Annotated in this window: 10 protein-coding genes; 2 read left to right on the top strand and 8 right to left on the bottom strand. The window is 70.3% G+C overall.

Annotated features, from left to right (window positions below):
• Nucleotides 1–250: 250 nt before the first annotated feature.
• Complete coding sequence (locus HUV06_RS03645; protein ID WP_217433620.1) at nucleotides 251–1,168, top strand: hypothetical protein; 918 nt, start codon at nucleotides 251–253, stop codon at nucleotides 1,166–1,168.
• A 123-nt stretch (nucleotides 1,169–1,291) separates the two neighbouring features.
• Here HUV06_RS03645 and HUV06_RS03650 read toward each other — a convergent pair whose 3' ends face one another.
• From HUV06_RS03650 to HUV06_RS03660, 3 genes are all read right to left on the bottom strand, one after another.
• Complete coding sequence (locus tag HUV06_RS03650; RefSeq protein WP_217433621.1) at nucleotides 1,292–2,446, bottom strand: TDT family transporter; 1,155 nt, start codon at nucleotides 2,444–2,446, stop codon at nucleotides 1,292–1,294.
• Nucleotides 2,447–2,648: 202 nt separating this feature from the next.
• Nucleotides 2,649–5,480, bottom strand: a complete 2,832-nt coding sequence (locus tag HUV06_RS03655; RefSeq protein WP_174299912.1) for a lipopolysaccharide assembly protein LapB — start codon at nucleotides 5,478–5,480, stop codon at nucleotides 2,649–2,651.
• 74 nt (nucleotides 5,481–5,554) lie between these two features.
• On the bottom strand, nucleotides 5,555–6,394 hold the full coding sequence (locus HUV06_RS03660; RefSeq protein ID WP_174299913.1) for a phosphatase PAP2 family protein: 840 nt from the start codon (nucleotides 6,392–6,394) through the stop codon (nucleotides 5,555–5,557).
• Nucleotides 6,395–6,566: 172 nt separating this feature from the next.
• On the opposite strand from HUV06_RS03660, the gene HUV06_RS03665 reads away from it, so the two are divergent.
• On the top strand, nucleotides 6,567–7,007 hold the full coding sequence (locus HUV06_RS03665; RefSeq protein ID WP_174299914.1) for a hypothetical protein: 441 nt from the start codon (nucleotides 6,567–6,569) through the stop codon (nucleotides 7,005–7,007).
• Between the two features lie 47 nt (nucleotides 7,008–7,054).
• On the opposite strand, the gene treY is transcribed toward HUV06_RS03665, so the two are convergent.
• The 5 genes from treY to glgB form a co-directional block, all read right to left on the bottom strand.
• Entirely contained in the window at nucleotides 7,055–9,661 is a 2,607-nt protein-coding gene (treY, locus tag HUV06_RS03670) for a malto-oligosyltrehalose synthase (protein WP_174299915.1), read from the bottom strand.
• Entirely contained in the window at nucleotides 9,658–11,709 is a 2,052-nt protein-coding gene (gene malQ, locus HUV06_RS03675; protein ID WP_174299916.1) for a 4-alpha-glucanotransferase, read from the bottom strand. Before malQ ends, treY begins: the two co-directional genes overlap by 4 nt.
• The gene (gene treZ / locus HUV06_RS03680; protein WP_217433622.1) at nucleotides 11,706–13,454 is read right to left on the bottom strand and encodes a malto-oligosyltrehalose trehalohydrolase; all 1,749 of its coding nucleotides are present in this window, start codon (nucleotides 13,452–13,454) and stop codon (nucleotides 11,706–11,708) included. The genes malQ and treZ overlap by 4 nt, the downstream gene beginning before the upstream one ends.
• A complete protein-coding gene (glgX, locus tag HUV06_RS03685) occupies nucleotides 13,451–15,571 on the bottom strand; it encodes a glycogen debranching protein GlgX (RefSeq protein ID WP_174299917.1) in 2,121 nt (706 codons plus the stop codon). Before glgX ends, treZ begins: the two co-directional genes overlap by 4 nt.
• A gap of 16 nt (nucleotides 15,572–15,587) precedes the next feature.
• On the bottom strand, nucleotides 15,588–17,628 hold a 2,041-nt coding region (gene glgB / locus HUV06_RS03690), incomplete at its 5' end, for a 1,4-alpha-glucan branching protein GlgB (protein ID WP_174299918.1).

Here is a 17,628-nt window from a genome sequence, read left to right on the forward strand (position 1 = left end):
GCTCAAAGCGACGCCGTCGAGCTCGGAGCCGCTAGGACGGCCTCGCACGTTTCCGTCCGGGGAGACCTTCAGGCGAGGCTTGGTCATTCCGCAAGGCTGGACCATGCCGATGGCGCAAAGAAGGTCTTGCGACCAGCCCGTGGAACGTCGCGGGAACATCGGTTCTTGAAGCTCCGGATGACGTCCCGGCGGCCCTTGTCTTTGTCCCCGGGCTGAAGCTAGAGTCACCGTCGCCTCCTGGAGTGACCCCATGAAGCCCGAATTTCCAGGCCAGTTCGCCGACGGCCCCGAACGCCCGGCCATCCCGCCCTACCCTGCAAAGATCAAGCTCGGCAGCGAGGCGCATAAGGCGCTGTTCTGCACGACCCTGCTGGACACCTTCAACCCTTACAAGCCCGCGGTGATCGACTGGCCGGAGCTAGAGCCCGAGGCGCTGGCGCGTGTCACCGGCCTCCCGGTGTGGGACATTGCGGTGCAGACGGAGAACCGGGCGAGCCTGCGGGTGAGGGCTTACGCCGAGCTGGTGTGCGACCCTCTGTTGCGCCGGGCGGTGGAGCTGAACGGCTTCGAGGAGGCTCGCCATCGTCATGTTCTATCCAACCTCGTCCAGGCCTACGGCATCGCATTGAAGCCCGAGGAGGACGTCAAGCCTCCTCGCGACATCGAGTGGGCCTTCATGGTCACCGGCTTCTCGGAATGCATCGACAGCTTCTTCGCCTTCGGTCTGTTTGAGGCGGCTCGACGCTCCGGCTACTTCCCGCCCGAACTCGTCGAAACCTTCGAGCCGGTTGTTCATGAAGAGGCCCGCCACATACTGTTCTTCGTCAACTGGGTCGCCTGGATGCGGCGCAACATGCCGCTATGGCGCCGGCCCTGGTTCGAGCTGAAGGTGATGGCGGTCTGGATATTCCTGGCCTGGGAGCGCATGGGCTTGGCCAAGGACGTGGGCACGGCGGAGGAAGCCAACTTCACCGTATCGGGCGGGGAGGCGGTGGCCGACATCGACGTGCCGGGCCTGATGGACCTGTGCCTGGCCGAGAACGACCGCCGTCTGGCCCCCTACGATCCGCGCCTGATCCGCCCGACCTTCTTCCCGCGCCTGGTCCGTTTCGCAAGGCGGTTCTTGGGCAAGTCGCGGGCCCAGAAAGACGCCATGGCTGCGGCCTAGGCAGCTTCGGCGCCAGGATTTCACGCGCATAGTCGCGGGGATCTGACCGGTTCTAGCCGGCTCTTCCTCCATCCATGCACCGCGGAGAGCGCCCAAAAACCTGCTTTATGTCCGACCCTCAGGCTAGTTGGTGCTTGCGATGCAGGGCGACACGAAGAGATGGCCTCTCCACCCGCCGTGGAGGGTTCGGGCCATGACCACCGCCCACATGGCGGCCAGGGCCGCTGCGAGCACGGCGCCGACCGCGGTGAAGACGGCGAGGTGAAGCGTCGTCCCTAGCCGCAGGGTCGCCACGGTGTAGACGCCCAGTGGGAAGGTGTAGCCCCACCAGCCCAGGTTGAAAGGGATGCCCGCCCGGAAGTAGCGGATGGTGATGAGCATGGCGAGGAACAGCCACCACAAGCCGAAGCCCCACAGCAGCACGCCGGCGATGACACCCATCCCCTGGGCGATCATACCCACGCCGGACAGGTCGTGCGCGGCGAAGATCGGCAGGGCGTCCGCCCCGAGCACCATCATGCCGAGCGCGCCTGTGCCTATGGGACCCAGCGCCAGCCAGCTCGACGCCGCCACGCTTGCGGGCGGGAGCTTGTGCAGCGCCATGCGCAGGATGAGCAGGGTCAGGATGCCGAACGCCACCGGGACGGAGTAGGCCCACAGCGCATAGCTGGTCGTCAGGACGATGAACTGCGTCGCCGGATCGCTCAGGTGCGGGGCAAGGAGCCCGCCGCTCACCGCAGCGACTTCCGCCGCCACCACCGGCAGCAGCCACACCGCCGTCATCTCGTCGATGCTGTGCTGCTGGCGGGTGAACATAAGGTAGGGGATGCCGACGCCGCAAGCCACCGACATCGCCACGTCCAGCCACCAGAACGTCTCCACCACCGGTACGACGGCGCCCCCAAACCTCGGCAGTGCGAACGCGAGTGCGCCGTTGAGGAGCGTGGCCAGCCCCATCGGGATCGTGCCGATGAACATCGAGACCACGCTGTGGCCGAAGATGCGCCGGGCCTCATGGCCGAACAGCACCCATCGCGCGCCGTAGAGCCCCGAGAAGAGCAGGAAGAGCGCCACGTCGAACCACCACAGACCCTCGCCCAGAGGGCGGAGAGTGGCGCCGACCCTGGGGAGCTGGGGCAGGATGAGCGCCAGCACGCCCGTCCCCATGGTCGCCGCAAACCAGTTCGGCGTGAACTGCCGGACCATCTCCAGCGGACGGTCGAGCCGCGACAGCGGCCTGAGGCCGCTCATCACCTCGCTGACGTGATCCATGCTCATCGGCGGACTAGGACAAGATCATCGGTAGCGCTCCGCATCGACAAGCTCGTGCACATGCCTGATCCCGCCATCGCATGGCGGCGCTTCAGTGTCTTCGCCGCATTCCAGGGTGACAGAGTTTGGCCCTGGCGGTCCAGCGGCTTGGGCCTTCCGGTCAGCCAGGCCCGCTTACGCGCCTGCGCTGCAGCGGAAGCCGACGTCCTCAAGCCTTCGCCAGCCCGGAGGCCATCAGGCGGCTCTTCATCGCCGACACCCAAGTCGCGAAGGCATCCGCATCGGGCGCTGCAGCGCCGTAGGCCGGCGCACTGAAGCCGGACTGAGGTCCAGCCAACGCCACCTTGAGGAGCGCTGCGTCCCTGGCGGTCTCAGCCTGCTGGCCGTAGCGCGTCCGCAGTCGGCCCAGCCCCGCCTCGTCGCCCGCCAGGCTGTAGGCGATGGCGGCGCGCAGGAGTTCAGCCTGTTCGAGCTCGCTGAGCGGGGCGGCCGACTTGAAGCGGTCGCCGAGCGCCACCTCCATCGCCTTCCCGGCCCGGGGCCAGTCCCGCCTGCGCCAGAGCGCCTCCGCGCGGGCGGCCTGGGCATCCGCCGACTTGTCTGCGTCCAGGATCTCCAGCGCATCGTCGTAGCGTCCGAGCGCGCTCAGCGCCCGGGACTGAATCACCCGGCGCCGCGACTGCAGGTCGGTGGGCAGGAGCGTGGTGCGCGAGGCGTTCAGGGCGTCCAGTGCGGCTTCGGGCTGGCGGTTCATCACTTGGATCAGGGCGAGGTCGGTGTCCACCTCGCCGCGCGCGACGCCATCCAGCCGATTGTCCGCCTGATACTTCAGCAGCTCGGCGGCCTGGTCGAGCAGGTCCACGTCCACCAGCCGCCGCGCCAGCTTGCGGACCATGGTGTCGCCGTCCGCGCCCACCGGAGTCAGGTCCTTGAAGTCGAAGAACAGCGCCAGCGCCTGGATCGGCGGCAGCCCGTCGGCGCCGCCGTCCAGGAACAGGCTGCGGAAGGCCGAGCCGAGATCGCCCTGCACGCCGGCCGCCGCCGGCAGTGTGGCCGAGGCGGTCTGAGAGGCGCGGAGCGCCTCCAGGGCGTCGCGATAGCGGCCCTGGGCGATGTAGAGCCGGCCGAGCGCGCGGGCGGCCTCCAGCTCGGTGCCGTCTCCGCGCCAGCGGAAACGGATGGAGGCGAGCACCGCCGCGGCCTCGGCCGGCGCGATCCGGTCGTGCGCCTGCTGCAGCTCGGTGGCGTAGAGCAGGGCCGGTGCGGACACGCCGCCATAGGGACTGGCCTCGGCGGTGGCGAACAGGGGAAGCGCGGCGTCGGGCTGGCCGGCCGCCTCGGCCAGGCGGGCGAGGTCGAGGGAAAGCCTGTCGCCCTCCACGCCCTGAGGCTTCAAGACCTGGGCGAGCTGGAGCGTGTTGCGAGCGGCGCCCAGGTCGCCCGCCGTCAGCGCCGCCTCCCCCTGCGCCTGCAGGAAGCGTTCGCGCCATTCGGGGCTGAACCGGTCCAGCACGCCGCGTCCTTCGACGAAGGCCTGGCGCGCGCCGGCCGCGTCGCCGAGCCTGGACGCCACGTAGCCGCGCCACAGCGCACTGGACGGGTCGCTGGACAGGGCGGGCGAGGAGAAGTCGGCCTGGGCGTCCTTAAAGCGGCCGGCCATGGCCCGCGCCGCGCCGCGCAGGCCCCGGAACTCCGGCGTGGCGGTGACCTGGGGATTGGTCTTGGCCAGCAGGTCGAGCACGCCGATCGCCTCGAACGCCATCTGCGAGCCGACCAGGAAGCGGGCGAAGCCGAAGCGGGCCAGCAGCGGTGCGTCCTTGCCGTGGATCCCTTCGTCGGAGGCGCCTTGCAGCAGGGCCTCGTAGCGCACAAGGAACCCACCCTGCCCCGTCTTCGACCAGCCGTCAAAGTCGATCAAGGCCGGCAGCGCTGTCGGCTGGGGCAGGCTCAGGGGCGTGGAGACGACCAGGGGGGCCTGCACGCCGACCGACAGCTGCAATCCGCTCGGCCGGCCGATGCGCACCACATCGCCGTCGCTGACCACGGTCAAGTCCGAGGCCAATGGCAAGAGAGCAAGGCCCTGTGTCGAGGCCAGAACGTTCGCGTCCACCAGCCGTCGCGGCGCCGGCACGCCCTTGGCCGGACCGAGCGCGGTCACCACGGCCAGCCGGTCGCCCACCGCCGGATCGTCGAGCCAGAAGACGCCCGTCGCGCCGGCGAGCTGGGCGGCCAGCCCTCCGGCCTCCGGCTTCACGCTCAAGGGGCTGGGCGGCGCGCCGGTCGCCGGGCCAAGCGCGATGGTCCACGACGCCCCCTGGGCCGTGGCGCTCGCCACAACGCCCACCGGGGCCAGGATGCGCAGCGCGGTGACGTTGGGCGCCGAGACGGGCTCGATGCGGCGGGCCTGGGGAAGGCCGCCCGGCGCTTCGCCGAGGTCGAGCCGGGCGTGGGCGTCGAACACCACCCAGATCGCGTCGCCCCGGCGGAACACCGCCGCCCCCACGGGCGCGCGCCAGTCGAAGCGGAGCGACAGCAGCCCGTGCTGCAGCTCCGCATGCGCCTTCACCACGCCCGAGGCTGGAACAGGATCGACCTTGCGGTCCGGCGTCTGGTCAGCGGGGGCCGCAGGGCTCGCGCCTGGAGACAGGTTGACGTACGCGCCGCCGTCCGCGCGTCCGACCTTGGCCTGCACTCCCTGCGCCAGGGTGAGGCGCAGCTCCATCCCGTCGGCCGTCGCCCGGGTGGACGCCGTCTTCAGGTAGCGGGGCGGATCGACCCGCAACAGCGAGAGGTTGGGCGCAGCGACATGACCGAACTGCAGGACCAGGTCTTGGCCGTCGCGCCGGGCCGACCTCGGCTGCACGCCGTCGAACTCGATGCGGGAGAAGGCGTCGGCCTGGCCGACCTTCACCGAAACGCCGCCCGGCGTCTCCGGCGCAGGCTGCGCGGCTGCGTCCGCCCAGGCTGCAGGCGCGGTCGCGCCGCTCCCGAGCGCAAGGCTCGCGGACACGGCGAGGCTGATCGCGGGACGCGAACGCATCAGGCGGGACGAACTCCAGGGCGGCTGGCTGCAACCCTGCCCTGTCCGCCCTTAAGCGCGGTTAACGACGTCGCTCACCAGACCGGATGCGCCACCGCGTCGGCCTCGACGCGACAGTCCTGGGCATCGGGCGCAGACCCGCCGGCGCTGCGCAGCGCCGCGAGCTGGCTGCGCGCCATCGCCAGGTCGCGCTGGAACTCCGGCTCCGCCTGCAAGGCGCTGAAGACCGTGGATGCGGCGACGCGGCCCGCCTGCACGTCGCTCTCGTAATGGACGCCGCAGACCACCCGGCTCTCGCCGTAGGCGCGCGCCCGGCCGAGGATTTCCGCGGCCCGATCCGGGGCGACCTCGGCGAGCGCCAGGCCCACGGTCCAGGAGAAGGTCGAGTGGCCCGATGGGTAGGAGTAGCTGCGCACCAGCGCCTCGTCCTTGGCTACGCAGATGGGGCCGTCGTGATCGACGAAGGGACGCGGTCGCCTGAACACCTTCTTGGCGCGGGCGGCGGCGGCGGCGTCGTCCAACCCCACGCGGCTCAGCAGGGTCCGCAGGGCGGGCGCATTGGCGGATGTGAGCCGCACGCCCAGGGCGCAGGAGAAGTCCTGCAGCATGGCGTCGGCGCCGTAGACGGCGTCCCGTGTCGCCAAGGCCCAGCGCGGACCCCCCTGCAGCGCCCGTGTCGCCTGGTAGGTGGAGACGTCGCCTGACTGCGTTCCGCTGTTCGCGGACGGGGGCGGCCCGATCGCGGGCGCGACATCCGGCACATGCCCAGGCGACAGGTAGCCGGCGGCGCCGGAGGCTGCAGCCACAGTCGGCGCAACCACCGGCTGGCCCGTGGCCGGGGGCCCGACAGCCAGGAGCGCAGCCAGGCCAGCGCCCAGGTGGGCGAGCGTGGGGCGACGAGCGGAAACTGCCATGACGACACTCCAGGCGGATCGTCAGTCCTCCTAGCCTGCGCCAGCTTTGTTGGAAACAGAGGGCGGCGGGCTGGTTGGACCGGGCCACATCATGATGACGACGAGCTTGACGGCGGGATGCATCCGTCATCGGCGAGCTGCGTTTCGGCAGCGAGACTGTGAAGGATGGCCCGTGAGAACTCTCCTACCCTCCGCCATGGTCCTGGCCATGGGCTTGATGTCCAGCGTCTCGGCGCCAGCCCAGCCGATCGGCGATGCCGGCGCGCCGATGCCGGCCTCCCAGGGGCCGCCAGAAGGTCAGGGCTCGCCCGGCCTCCCCGGCCGGCAGGCCGTCGATCCCGCACCCGGCGCTACAGGCGCCTATCTCGGGGCGGGGCCGCAGGGCTTCTACGACGTGGACGCGCAGCTCACGGCGGTGGCGGCGCGCGTCGCGTCGCTGCCGCCCGGCCCGCGCCGCCGGATCGGCGTGCAGATCCGCCAGATCCGCACCGAAGAAGCCACCCAGCGCGCCCGCCATGGCGGCGAACTGCTGGACTGGGCTCGGGAGAGCATGACCCAGAAGCTTGACCAGCTGGTGCAGCAATACCCTTCGCTCAGGGGCGACGCCGGCTGAAACCGCCAGCCGTGGCCGATCCAGATCAGGACATCACGCAGTACGGGTCAGCTGAGCTCCAGTAGGGCGAATGGGGCGGAGTGGAAGAGGTCCGTCAGTTTGATCGGCGAGGACAGGTCGAACATCCTGCCGGAGACGCTCTCCAGCGCCGACGTGTGCTGAAGGTCCGCCGGCAGGATCAGGCTGCCGCCCCCCAGCCCGCCGGCTAGGAGCTTCAGGGTCCGAGGATCGACCGCGCCCTGCAGGTGAAGCGGCGCGAACACGATCACGGCGCGAGGCCCGGATTGTCGCGCGAACGCGATCACCCGCTGCGTCTCGGCGCCCTGCACGTCGATTGGCCGGTAATCGCCTTTCGCGAACACCTCCGGCCATCTACGGCGCAGGCCCAAGGCGGTCGCGATCAGCCTCTGCTTCACCCGACCATCCGGCCAGCTCGACAGCAGCTCGGCCCACGGCTTATCGCTCTCCAGCGCGGCCTGCCGCTCCGCATAGTCCACCTGCCGGCGATTGTCGGGGTCGACCAGGCTGAGGTCCCAGCCCTCCGTCCCCTGATACAGGTCCGGCACGCCGGGCGCGGTGCAGCGGAGAAGGGCCTGCACCAGGCCGTTCACGGCGCCTGCCGGCGCGACGTCGTCGACGAAGCCGACGAGGTCGAGCAGGAACCCGCTGGAAAGTGCCGGGTCGAGCGCGGCCTTTAGGAAGGCGAGGCACGCCGCCTCATACGCCTCGTCGGGCGCAGCCCACGAGGAGTGCAGCTTGGCTTCCCGCAGAGCCTTGCGCCACCACCCGCCGACCCTCTCGCAGAAAGCCGCCAAGCCCGCCGCATCGTCCGGCCCCAGGGTGAGCGGCCACGCGCCGACCAGGGTCTGGTACAGGGGATAGGTGTCCAGCGGATCGATGGCGGCCGCCAGGCCGGCGTTCATCTCCGACCAGCGCCGGACAGCCGCGCCCCAACGCTGCGGCGCCTCGCTCAGCACCGCCAGACGGGCACGGACATCTTCGCCGCGCTTGTGATCATGGGTGGCGGTGGCGAGCAGGGCGTGGGGAAAGCTCGCCGCCCGCTCGAGGTTGGCGGCGTGCATGTGCTCGACGCTTCCCGCCAGCCGCGCCGGATCGGAGCCCACGTCGTCGCGCGACAGCAGCCGGCCGTAGCGGTAGAAGGCGGTGTCCTCCACGGCCTTCGCGGAAACCGGAGCGCTCAGCTGCTGGAAACGCCGGGCCGCCTCGCGCCGCAGCTCCCCGTCACCCGGTCCCTCGCCTGAAAGCCAGGCGGCGATGCGGTCCAGCACCGGCCCCTCCCCGGGCGCGACGAAGGCCTGGGCGCGCGCCAGGGCGTGCTGCAGCACCGGCCCATCGCTGGCCGGAGCCGCCTCGCCTGTCGCGTAGGTGCGATAGACCGGGAAGACGCTCAGCAGCACGGTCAGGCCGCGCCGCAACATGCCTGCGGTCAGGTCGCGCGTAGCCACGTCTGACCGCGCCACCCGGTGGAACGCCCGCACCGCAGCCTCCAGCTGGCCCGAGAAGGATCGCCGCAGGGTCTCCAGCCGGGCCTGCCGCTCCTCGTCCTCGAACACGCCCGACCGCCCGCTGACCTCGATCCAGAGACGGGTCAGCTCCGCCTCGCCATCGGCGTCGTGCAGCAGCGCGGCGGCCTCGTTCATGTAGTCGTAGCCCGTGGTCCCGTCGGTCAGCCAGTCGGGCGAGAGCCGCTCGCCCTGCGCCAGGATCTTCTCCACCACGAAGTAGGCCCGGCCACCCGACGCCCCCGGCGGGCGCTTCGCCCCAGCTTCGGTGAGCGCGCTGCGCAGTCGCCGGCAGTAGGCCGCCGGGTCCGCCAGGCCATCGACGTGATCCACCCGCACCCCGTCGATCAGCCCCTCCGCATACAGGCGAAGCGGCAGGGCGTGGACAAGGTCGAAGACCTCCGGGCGTTCGACCCTGAGGCCCGCGAGTTCGGTGATGTCGAAGAAGCGTCGCCAGTTGATCTCGTCGCCAGCCGTGCGCCACCAAGCCAGGCGAAAGTGCTGGCGTTCCAGCAGGTCGTGCAATCGGGCGCGCCCCTGCGGGTCGCGGCCGTAGAAGCGGGTCGCGAAATCGCGGTCGGAAGAGACGGCCGGCTGGTCTTCCGGCCGCAGGGGAAAGCAATGCGCGTCATAGGCCCAGACGGCGCACCGCCCCGTCGCTGGATCGCGCTTCAGCTTCAGGTCACCTGCGGCCAGGGCCTCCGCATAGGGTGCGCCGAGGAAGGGGGTCAGCACCTTGCCCATGAGCGCGGGATCGGCGGGGATCCAGTCGATGTCGAACAGCTGGGCGTGAGGGCTGTCCGCCCCATGCTCCAGCACGTCCAGCCACCAGAGGTTGTCCGCCTGGCCCACCGCCATGTGGTTGGGGACAATGTCCAGTATCACCCCCAGCCCTTGCGCCTTCAGCGCCGCCACGAGGGCGAGGAAGCCCTCCTCGCCGCCGAGTTCGGGGTTGATGCGGGTAGGGTCGACCTGGTCATAGCCGTGCGTCGAGCCCGCCCGCGCCGTGCCGATGGGAGAGGCGTAGACGTGGCTGACGCCCAGCCGGGCGAGATAGGGCGCGAGCGGCGCCGCATCGGCGAAGGTGAAGCCCTTGTGGAACTGCAGGCGGTAGGTCGCGCGGGGGGTCAAGACGCCGGCTCCCGGCCAGGACGCCCTGGCGCCGGCCGCTCGTGCGCGAGCCGCTCCAGGCGCGCGGAGACGCGGGGCTCCTGCAGCAGGATATCGGAGTCGGCGGGGAGGCGACCGCGCCAATTGGGATGTTCGTCAATCGTGCCGGGCAGGTTCGGCTGCTCCACTTCGCCCAGTATGTCTTCAAGGGGAACGATCGCCAGGCTGCAGGCGCTCCTCGCCACGTAGTCTACCGCCGCGTCCACAGCAGCCTGATCGCCGCTCGGCGGCGGCTGCAGGCCTTCGCCGGCTCCGGCCTCCGCGCAGGCGCGCCACAGCGCCTCGCGGTCGGCCTCACGGGCGGCGCGTTCCTCGGCCGGACCGGCCTGGCTCGCCTTGCGGCCGAGCTGCGCCATCCAGTCGATGTCGCGCTCGCGCCACCAGCCGGCGACGGTCGGCAGGTCGTGGGTGCTGGTCATGGCCATGGCGTCCCGGCTCCAAGCCTGCGGCGGCTGGAACCCGCCATGGGCATCCCGCTCGAACCACAGCACGCGCATGCCCATCATGCCCGCCGACGTGGTCTCTTCGCGGAAGCCGGGCGGCACGGTGCCGAGGTCCTCGCCCACCACGATGGCCCGCGCACGCGCGGACTCCAGCGCGATCAGCCGCATCATGTCCTCGAACGGGTACTGCAGGTAGGCGCCCTCGGTGGGTCTGGCGCCCTGCGGGGTGAGCCAGAGCCGGCGCAGGCCCATGGCGTGGTCGATCCGCACGCCTCCCGCATGCCGCATGGCTGCGCGCAGGGTGGAGAGAAAGGCGTGGTAGCCGCTGCGCCGCAACGCGGCCGGCGAGAAGGCGGCGAGGCCCCAGTCCTGGCCCGCAGGCTGGAACAGGTCGGGCGGCGCGCCCACGCTCAGGCCATGCAGCAGGTCGTCCGGCCGGCTCCAGGCATGGCTGCCGCCGGCGTCCATGCCCACGGCGAGATCGGCGATCAGGCCCACCGCCATGCCGGCGTCCTTGGCCGCCGCCTGGGCGCGCGCCAGGCTGAGGTCGGCGAGCCACTGCAGGAAGACGTGGAAGCCCACCTCGGCCGCGTTGCGCGCGGCGAACTCGGCGACGGCCGCGCCTGCAGGATCGTGAAAGGCCTCGGGCCAGCCCTGCCACCCCCGGGCGCCGGTCTCCGCATGGAAGTGCGCGTGCAGCGTCTCGAAGCGGGCGTGCCGCTCCAGGTCCTCGCCACCTTCGCGGCGGAACGCCTCCAGCCGGGAGCGGTCATCGCGCGGAGCCTGCGTTTGGAAGCGCGCGAACACGGAGCGCAGCCGCGCCAGCTTGTCAGCGCCTGCAGTCGGCCAGTCGATGAGCTCACCCCCCGGCGCCCCCGCTGGCGTGTCGGCGAACAGGATCGACGGATCGGCGAACAGCACGTTCAGGAACAGCCGCGTGGAGGGCGCGTAAGGCCCGAAGCGGGCCGGGTCGGCGGCGAACAGGGCGTGCACCGGGCTGATGGCCAGCGCATCAGCGCCCCGCCCGCCCATGCTGCGGCACAGGTCCGCCAGCGCGCCGAACTCGCCGAACGGTTCGCTGCGGCGGCCTCGCAGGCTGTAGAGCTGCGCGGCCACGCCCCAGATGTGCCGTCCCGGCGCAGCGTCCGCGACGGTGAAGCCGCGCCGGGGAGCGACCGCGAGGGTCACGGCGCCCCCACCAGTCTCGATCCGGTGGTAGCCTGGCGCGAGGGGCGCATCGAGGCTCCAGCCCTCTCCCTCGTAGACGGCGTCCAAAGCTGAAGCCGAGCCATCCTCCAACATGAGGCGAGGCCTGGCGGCGGAGGACGAGACAAGATGGACGCGCTCTCCGGTCCAGGCCGTGAGGAAGGTGGAGGCGGCGGCGCCAGCCTTGAGCCGCTCTTGGCTGTCGGCGATCTGTGCGCTGTCGGCGCAGGGCAGGTCCATGGCCGAGAGGATGGCGCCAAGGCTGTCGGGCGAGACGGTCCGGGGCGCGCCGCCGGCATCCTCCCAGCGCACCAGCAAACCGGCCTCTTGCGCCAGGCGCGCCAGGGCGTCGTCGCTCATGGCTTGGCCTCCAGCCACGCGACGAGAGCGTGAGCGTCGAGCCGGTCGACTGCCAGCGAGCCCGCGCCATAGACCGGCGCACCAGCCGGATGGCCGCTGAGGGGCACGGCTACGTCCGCCAGGTTGATCGCTAGCGTCAGCACCGCGCCTTCGGCCAGAGACCAGCGGGCGAGGACGGCCTTCTCGCCGAGCACCTCGGCGCCGATCGAGCGGGCGCCATCGAGGCCCGGAACGACGTGCGTGCGCCGCAGCTCCAGCAGGTCGGCGTAGAAGCGCCGCCATGTGTCCGCGTCTTCGCCCGGTCTGGGTCGCGAGCATTCAAAGGTGGCGGAGGCGTTCGGGTCGGGGATGCGCTTGCGCCGCTCGGGGTCGGAGAACTCGGGAAACTTGGCGAACTCCTTGCGGCGCCCCTCGCGCACGGCGTCGGCCAACTCGTCATGGAAATCGGTGAAGAACAGGAAGGGCGTGCGGGAGCCCGTCTCCTCACCCATGAACAGCAGCGGGATCTGAGGGCAGAGCAGCATCAGGGCGGTGGCGGCGCGTAGGGCCTGGGGATCGGCGAGATCGATCAGGCGCTCGCCCATCGCGCGGTTGCCGGCCTGGTCGTGGTTCTGCAGGAAGCTGACGAAGGCGGTTGGGGGCAGATCGTCGCTGGGCTCCCCGCGCGGCTCGCCGTCGTGGTTAGGGGACGGCTCGCCCTGGTAGATGAAGCCCTGGCTCAGGCAGCGGGCAAGCCGCTCGGCCGGACGGTCGGCGAAGTCCTGGTAGTAGGCCCCGGTCTCGCCGGTCAGCAGCACGTGCATGACGTTGTGGAAGTCGTCGTTCCACTGGGCGTCGAAGGGACCGCGCAGGTGGCTGGCGGCGTTGTGCTCGTTCTCCAGCACGAGGTGGACGTGGCGCACGGGGCCGGCGGCGGCGCGCACGGCCTGCGCCATCTCGGTCAGCCAGTCCTGCTCGCTGATGGCGTGCACCGCGTCGAAGCGCAGGCCGTCGAAGCGATACTCGTTGATCCAGTAGATGGCGTTCCGGGTGAAGTAGTCGCGCACCTGCGGGCGGCGGAAGTCGATGGCGCCGCCCCAGGGCGTGTGCAGGTCCTTACGGAACATCTGCGGCGCATAAGCGTGGACATAGGCCCCGTCCGGCCCGAAGTGGTTGTAGACCACGTCCAGGAAGATCATCAGGCCGAGTTCGTGCGCCCGGTCCACCAGCGCCTTCAGCTCATCAGGGGAGCCGTAGGCCGCGTCCGGCGCATAGGGCAGCACGCCGTCATAGCCCCAGTTCCGCCGGCCTGGGAAGTCGGCGATGGGCATCAGCTCCACCGCCGTGACGCCCAGCGCCTTCAGCGCCGGCAGGCGCTCGGCGACGCCTGAAAAGCCGCCGAGCAGGCCGGCGTGCACTTCGTAGAGCACGGTCTCGCACCAGGGCCGGCCCTGCCAGTCGCCTGTCCGCCATTCGTAGGCGTGCGGGTCCACCACGACGCTGAAGCCGTGCACGTCGTCGGCCTGGGCGCGAGAGGCGGGGTCGGGCGCGGCCAGGTCGCCGAAGACGTAGCGGTAGCAGGCGCCGGCCTGACAGTCCGTCTCGGCCTCGAACCACCCCTCCCCGCTCCGCGCCATCGGCAGGCGACCGCGGCCTTCGATCTCCAGCTCGGCCTGGTCCATGCTGGGCGCCCAGACGCGGAAGCCAGCCCGACCTTCCCCCAGCAAGGTCGCGCCAAAGCCGAGGTCGGCGGCGAACCGGCTCACCAGGCGGCCTGCTCCGCGCTCTCCAGCACGCCTACGAAAAGAACGGCCGACCGGTTCTGAACCTCGATCTCGGCTCCGCCGTCCAGATCACGTTCCGGGGCGGTGGGATCGGCGCTGTCGACCAGCAGGCGACGGCTGAACTTGGAGGGCTCGGGCAGGGTGAAGGTGATCGCGTTCTCCGAGGCGTTCATCAGCAGGGTCATGACCTCCACGTGGCCATCCTCCAACTTGCTGGCCCGGCGCATGGTCAGGGCGCGGCCCTGGGCGTTGTCCCAATCTTCCGAGGACAGGTGTTCGCCGCGCTCGTCGAACCAATCGACGTCCAGCACGCCGGGCGCGACCTCCTCCTGGCCGTAGAGGAAGCTGCGGGCGTGCAGCACCGGATACTGCCTACGAAGCGCCGTCAGGCGCGCGGTGAAGGCGATCAGCGCTTCTCCCGCCTCCGACCCCGCCAGCTTCCAGTCCAGCCAGTTGATCTCGTTGTCCTGGCAATAGGCGTTGTTGTTGCCCTGCTGGGTGCGGCCGAACTCGTCGCCGGCCAGCAGCATCGGCGTGCCGAGCGCGGTGAAGAGGCTCATCAACATCGACCGGCGCACCCTGTCCCGCGTGGCCTGGATGGCGGGATCGTCGGTCGGGCCCTCCACGCCCCAGTTGCAGGAGAAGTTCTCGCCGTGGCCGTCCTTGTTGTCCTCGCCATTGGCCTCGTTGTGACGCTGCTCATAGGAGACGACGTCGTTCAGCGTGTAGCCATCGTGGGAGGCCAGGTAGTTGAGCGAGGCCCAGGGCCGGCGTGCGCGGCGGTCGAACAGGTCGCCCGAGCCCGAGAGGCGGGCGGCCAGCTCAGGCCGCATGCCCTCGTCACCGCGCCAGTACTTGCGCACGCCGTCGCGGTACTTGTCGTTCCACTCCGAGAAGCCGGGCGGAAACTGGCCGAGCTGATAGCCGCCTGGGCCGATGTCCCAGGGCTCGGTGATCAGCTTCAGCCGTTGCAGGGTGGGGTCGGTCCGCAGCACGTCGAAGAAACCCGCGCCCCGGTCGAACCCGTGCGGCTCGCGGCCCAGCGTCAGGCCAAGGTCGAAGCGGAAGCCGTCCACGTGGAACTCGTCGGCCCAGTAGCGCAGGCTGTCAGCGATCATCTGCAGCACGCGGGTGGTGGAGGTGTTGACCGTGTTGCCCGTCCCCGTGTCGTTGATGCAGTAGCGGGGCTGGTCCGGCAGCAGCCGGTAGTATTTAGCGTTGTCCAGGCCGCGAAACGACAGGGTCGTCCCCTTCTCGCTGCCCTCGGCCGTGTGGTTGTAGACCACGTCCAGGATCACTTCGAGCCCGGCGGCGTGCAGGCGGCGGATGGCCAGCTTCATCTCCTTCACCGAGCCGTTGCTCAGATAGCGTCGCTCGGGACTGAAGAAGGCCAGGCTGTTATAGCCCCAATAGTTGGACAGCCCCCGCTCCTGCAGGAAGTGGTCCTGCACGAAGCCGTGGATAGGCAGCAGCTCCACCGCGGTGACGCCGATGCGCTTGAGGTGGTCGATCACCTTGGGGTGGGACAGGGCGTGGAAGGCGCCGCGCTCGGCTTCCGGTACGTCGTCCATCAGCTTGGTCAGGCCGCGGACATGGGCCTCGTAGATCACCGTGTCGGCCCAGGGCGTGTTGGGCCGACGGTCGTCGCCCCAATCGTACTGGCTGGAGACGACGGTGGCCTTGATCATGTCCGGGCCGGAATCGAGCGTGCTGAAGGTCGTGTCGTCGCCGCTCTCCACGTCGTAGCCGAACAGCGAATTGGACCAGTTCAGCTCGCCCCGGACGCCCTTGGCGTAGGGGTCGAGCAGCAGCTTGTTCGGGTTGAAGCGGTGGCCCGCCTCCGGTTCGTAGGGGCCATAGGCGCGGTATCCGTAGACCGTGCCGGGGCGGGCGTGGGGCAGATAGCCGTGCCAGACCTCGTCGGTGCACTCCGGCATCTCAAAGCGGGCGGTCTCCTGGACGCCGTCGGCATCGTAGACGCACAGCTCCATCTTCTCGGCGTTGGCGGAGTAGACGGCGAAGTTGACCCCCAGCCCGTCGAAGCTGGCGCCAAGGGGATAAGGCGAGCCGGCGTCCAGCCGCTCCGGCAGATAGCTCAAACGTACACCCCCGGCTTCAAGTCAGGTCAGGTTTCAGGACCACCATGGCCAAGGGGGGCAGCACCAGCTCCAGCGAGGCTGGCTGGCCGTGCATCCCATGGCGAGCAGCTTCAACCCCGCCGCCCGAGCCGATGTTCCCGCCGCCGTAGGTCTCGGCGTCCGTGTTCAGCACCTCGCGCCAGCGCCCCTCCAGAGGAACACCGACGCGATAGCCGTAGCGGGGCACGGGCGTGCCGTTCATGACGCAGAGAAGCGGAGGCGAACCTACAGCCTTCCGCAGGAAAACGAAGACGCTGTTGGCCGCGTCGTCGCCGACCAGCCACTGGAAGCCAGCCGGATCGGCGTCCGTGGCGTGCAGGGCTGGCTCGGCCGCGTAGAGACGGTTCAGGTCGCGTACCAAGCGCTGCAGTCCCGCATGGGCGGGATCGTCCAGCAGGCTCCAGTCCAGCTCCGCGTCGTGGTTCCACTCGCGCCACTGGCCGAGTTCGCCGCCCATGAACAGCAGCTTCTTGCCGGGATGGGTCCACATGAAGCCGAAATAGGCCCGGAGATTGGCGAGCTTTCGCCAGGTGTCGCCCGGCATCTTGCCGATCAGCGAGCCCTTCCCGTGCACCACCTCGTCGTGGGACAGGGGCAGCACGAACGTCTCGGAGAAGGCGTAGACCAGCCCGAAGGTCAGCTCGTTGTGCGACCAGGACCGATGGATCGGGTCCTGCTCCATGTAGTGGAGGGTGTCGTGCATCCACCCCATGTTCCACTTGTAGTCGAAGCCGAGGCCACCCTCCGCCACGGGCGCGGTGACGCCGGGCCAGGCGGTGGACTCCTCGGCCAGCGTGATGGCGCCCGGCGCATACTCCGCCACGATGCTGTTCAGGCGTTTCAGGAAGTCGACCGACTCCAGGTTCTCGCGGCCGCCGTGGATGTTGGGCGTCCACTCGCCGGCCTTGCGGCTGTAGTCGCGGTAGAGCATTGAGGCGACCGCATCCACGCGCAGGCCATCCACGTGGAAGGTGTTGAGCCACCACAAGGCGCTCGAGATCAGGAAGCCCTGCACCTCGCGCCGGCCGAGATTGTAGATCAGGGTGTTCCAGTCCTGGTGGAAGCCTTCCCGCGGGTCGGCATGCTCATACAGGGGCGTGCCGTCAAAGTGCGCCAGGCCGTGGATGTCCGTTGGAAAGTGCGCGGGCACCCAGTCCAGGATCACGCCGAGCTTGGCCGCATGGCAGGCGTCCACGAAGCGGGCGAACCCCTCCGCCGGTCCGAAGCGGGAGCTAGGCGCGAACTGGCCGAGCGGCTGATAGCCCCACGAGCCCCCAAACGGGTGCTCCATGATCGGCATCAGCTCCAGATGGGTGAAGCCGAGGTCGACGGCGTAGGGGATCAGGCGCCGGGCCAGGCCGTCCCAGTCAAGCACGCCCTCCGGGTTCCCGTCCGGCCGGAGCCAGGAGGCGGCATGCACCTCGTAGATGCTGACCGGGGCATCGGCCGCTTGGCGCGCGGCGCGCCCGGCCATCCAGTCCGCATCCCCCCAGGCGTGGGTCATGGGCGCAGCCACGATGGAAGCCGTGGCGGGCGGGACCTCCGCGGCGCGGGCCAGGGGGTCGGCGCGCTGGGTGGTGGAACCGTCCGCGCCCACCACCTCGAACTTGTAGAGCTCGCCGGGCTGCAGCCGCGGCACGAACAGCTCCCACACACCGGCTTCGACCCTCAGGCGCATGGGGTGCCGTCGCCCGTCCCATAGATTGAAGCCGCCGATGACGGAGACCCGGCGCGCATTTGGCGCCCAGACGGAGAAGGCGACGCCCTCCACCTCGTCCATGCGCGTGAGCTGGGCGCCGAAGCGTTCAGCCAGCTTCCAGTGCGCGCCCTCGGCGAACAGGTGCAGGTCCAGCTCGCCGAGCATCAGGCCAAAGCTGTAGGTGTCCTCGGTCTCCTGCACCACGCCATGCCAGTCGATGTGCAAGACGTAGGCGACGGCCTCCGAGAGGCGCCCGGTGAACAGCCCCGTGTCGCCTGCGGCCTGCAGGCTGGCCAGCGGGCGGCCGTCGTCCCGCGCG

The organism is Caulobacter sp. S45 (genome assembly GCF_903642205.1).
Taxonomy (GTDB): domain Bacteria; phylum Pseudomonadota; class Alphaproteobacteria; order Caulobacterales; family Caulobacteraceae; genus CAHJWH01.

What these genes read in the sequence shown, in the direction of transcription:
- HUV06_RS03660 (WP_174299913.1), bottom strand. Translation starts at nt 6,394, where the DNA reads ATGGCAGTTTCCGCTCGTCGCCCCACGCTCGCCCACCTGGGCGCTGGC.
- malQ (WP_174299916.1), bottom strand. Translation starts at nt 11,709, where the DNA reads ATGAGCGACGACGCCCTGGCGCGCCTGGCGCAAGAGGCCGGTTTGCTG.
- HUV06_RS03645 (WP_217433620.1), top strand. Translation starts at nt 251, where the DNA reads ATGAAGCCCGAATTTCCAGGCCAGTTCGCCGACGGCCCCGAACGCCCG.
- HUV06_RS03655 (WP_174299912.1), bottom strand. Translation starts at nt 5,480, where the DNA reads ATGCGTTCGCGTCCCGCGATCAGCCTCGCCGTGTCCGCGAGCCTTGCG.
- HUV06_RS03650 (WP_217433621.1), bottom strand. Translation starts at nt 2,446, where the DNA reads ATGAGCATGGATCACGTCAGCGAGGTGATGAGCGGCCTCAGGCCGCTG.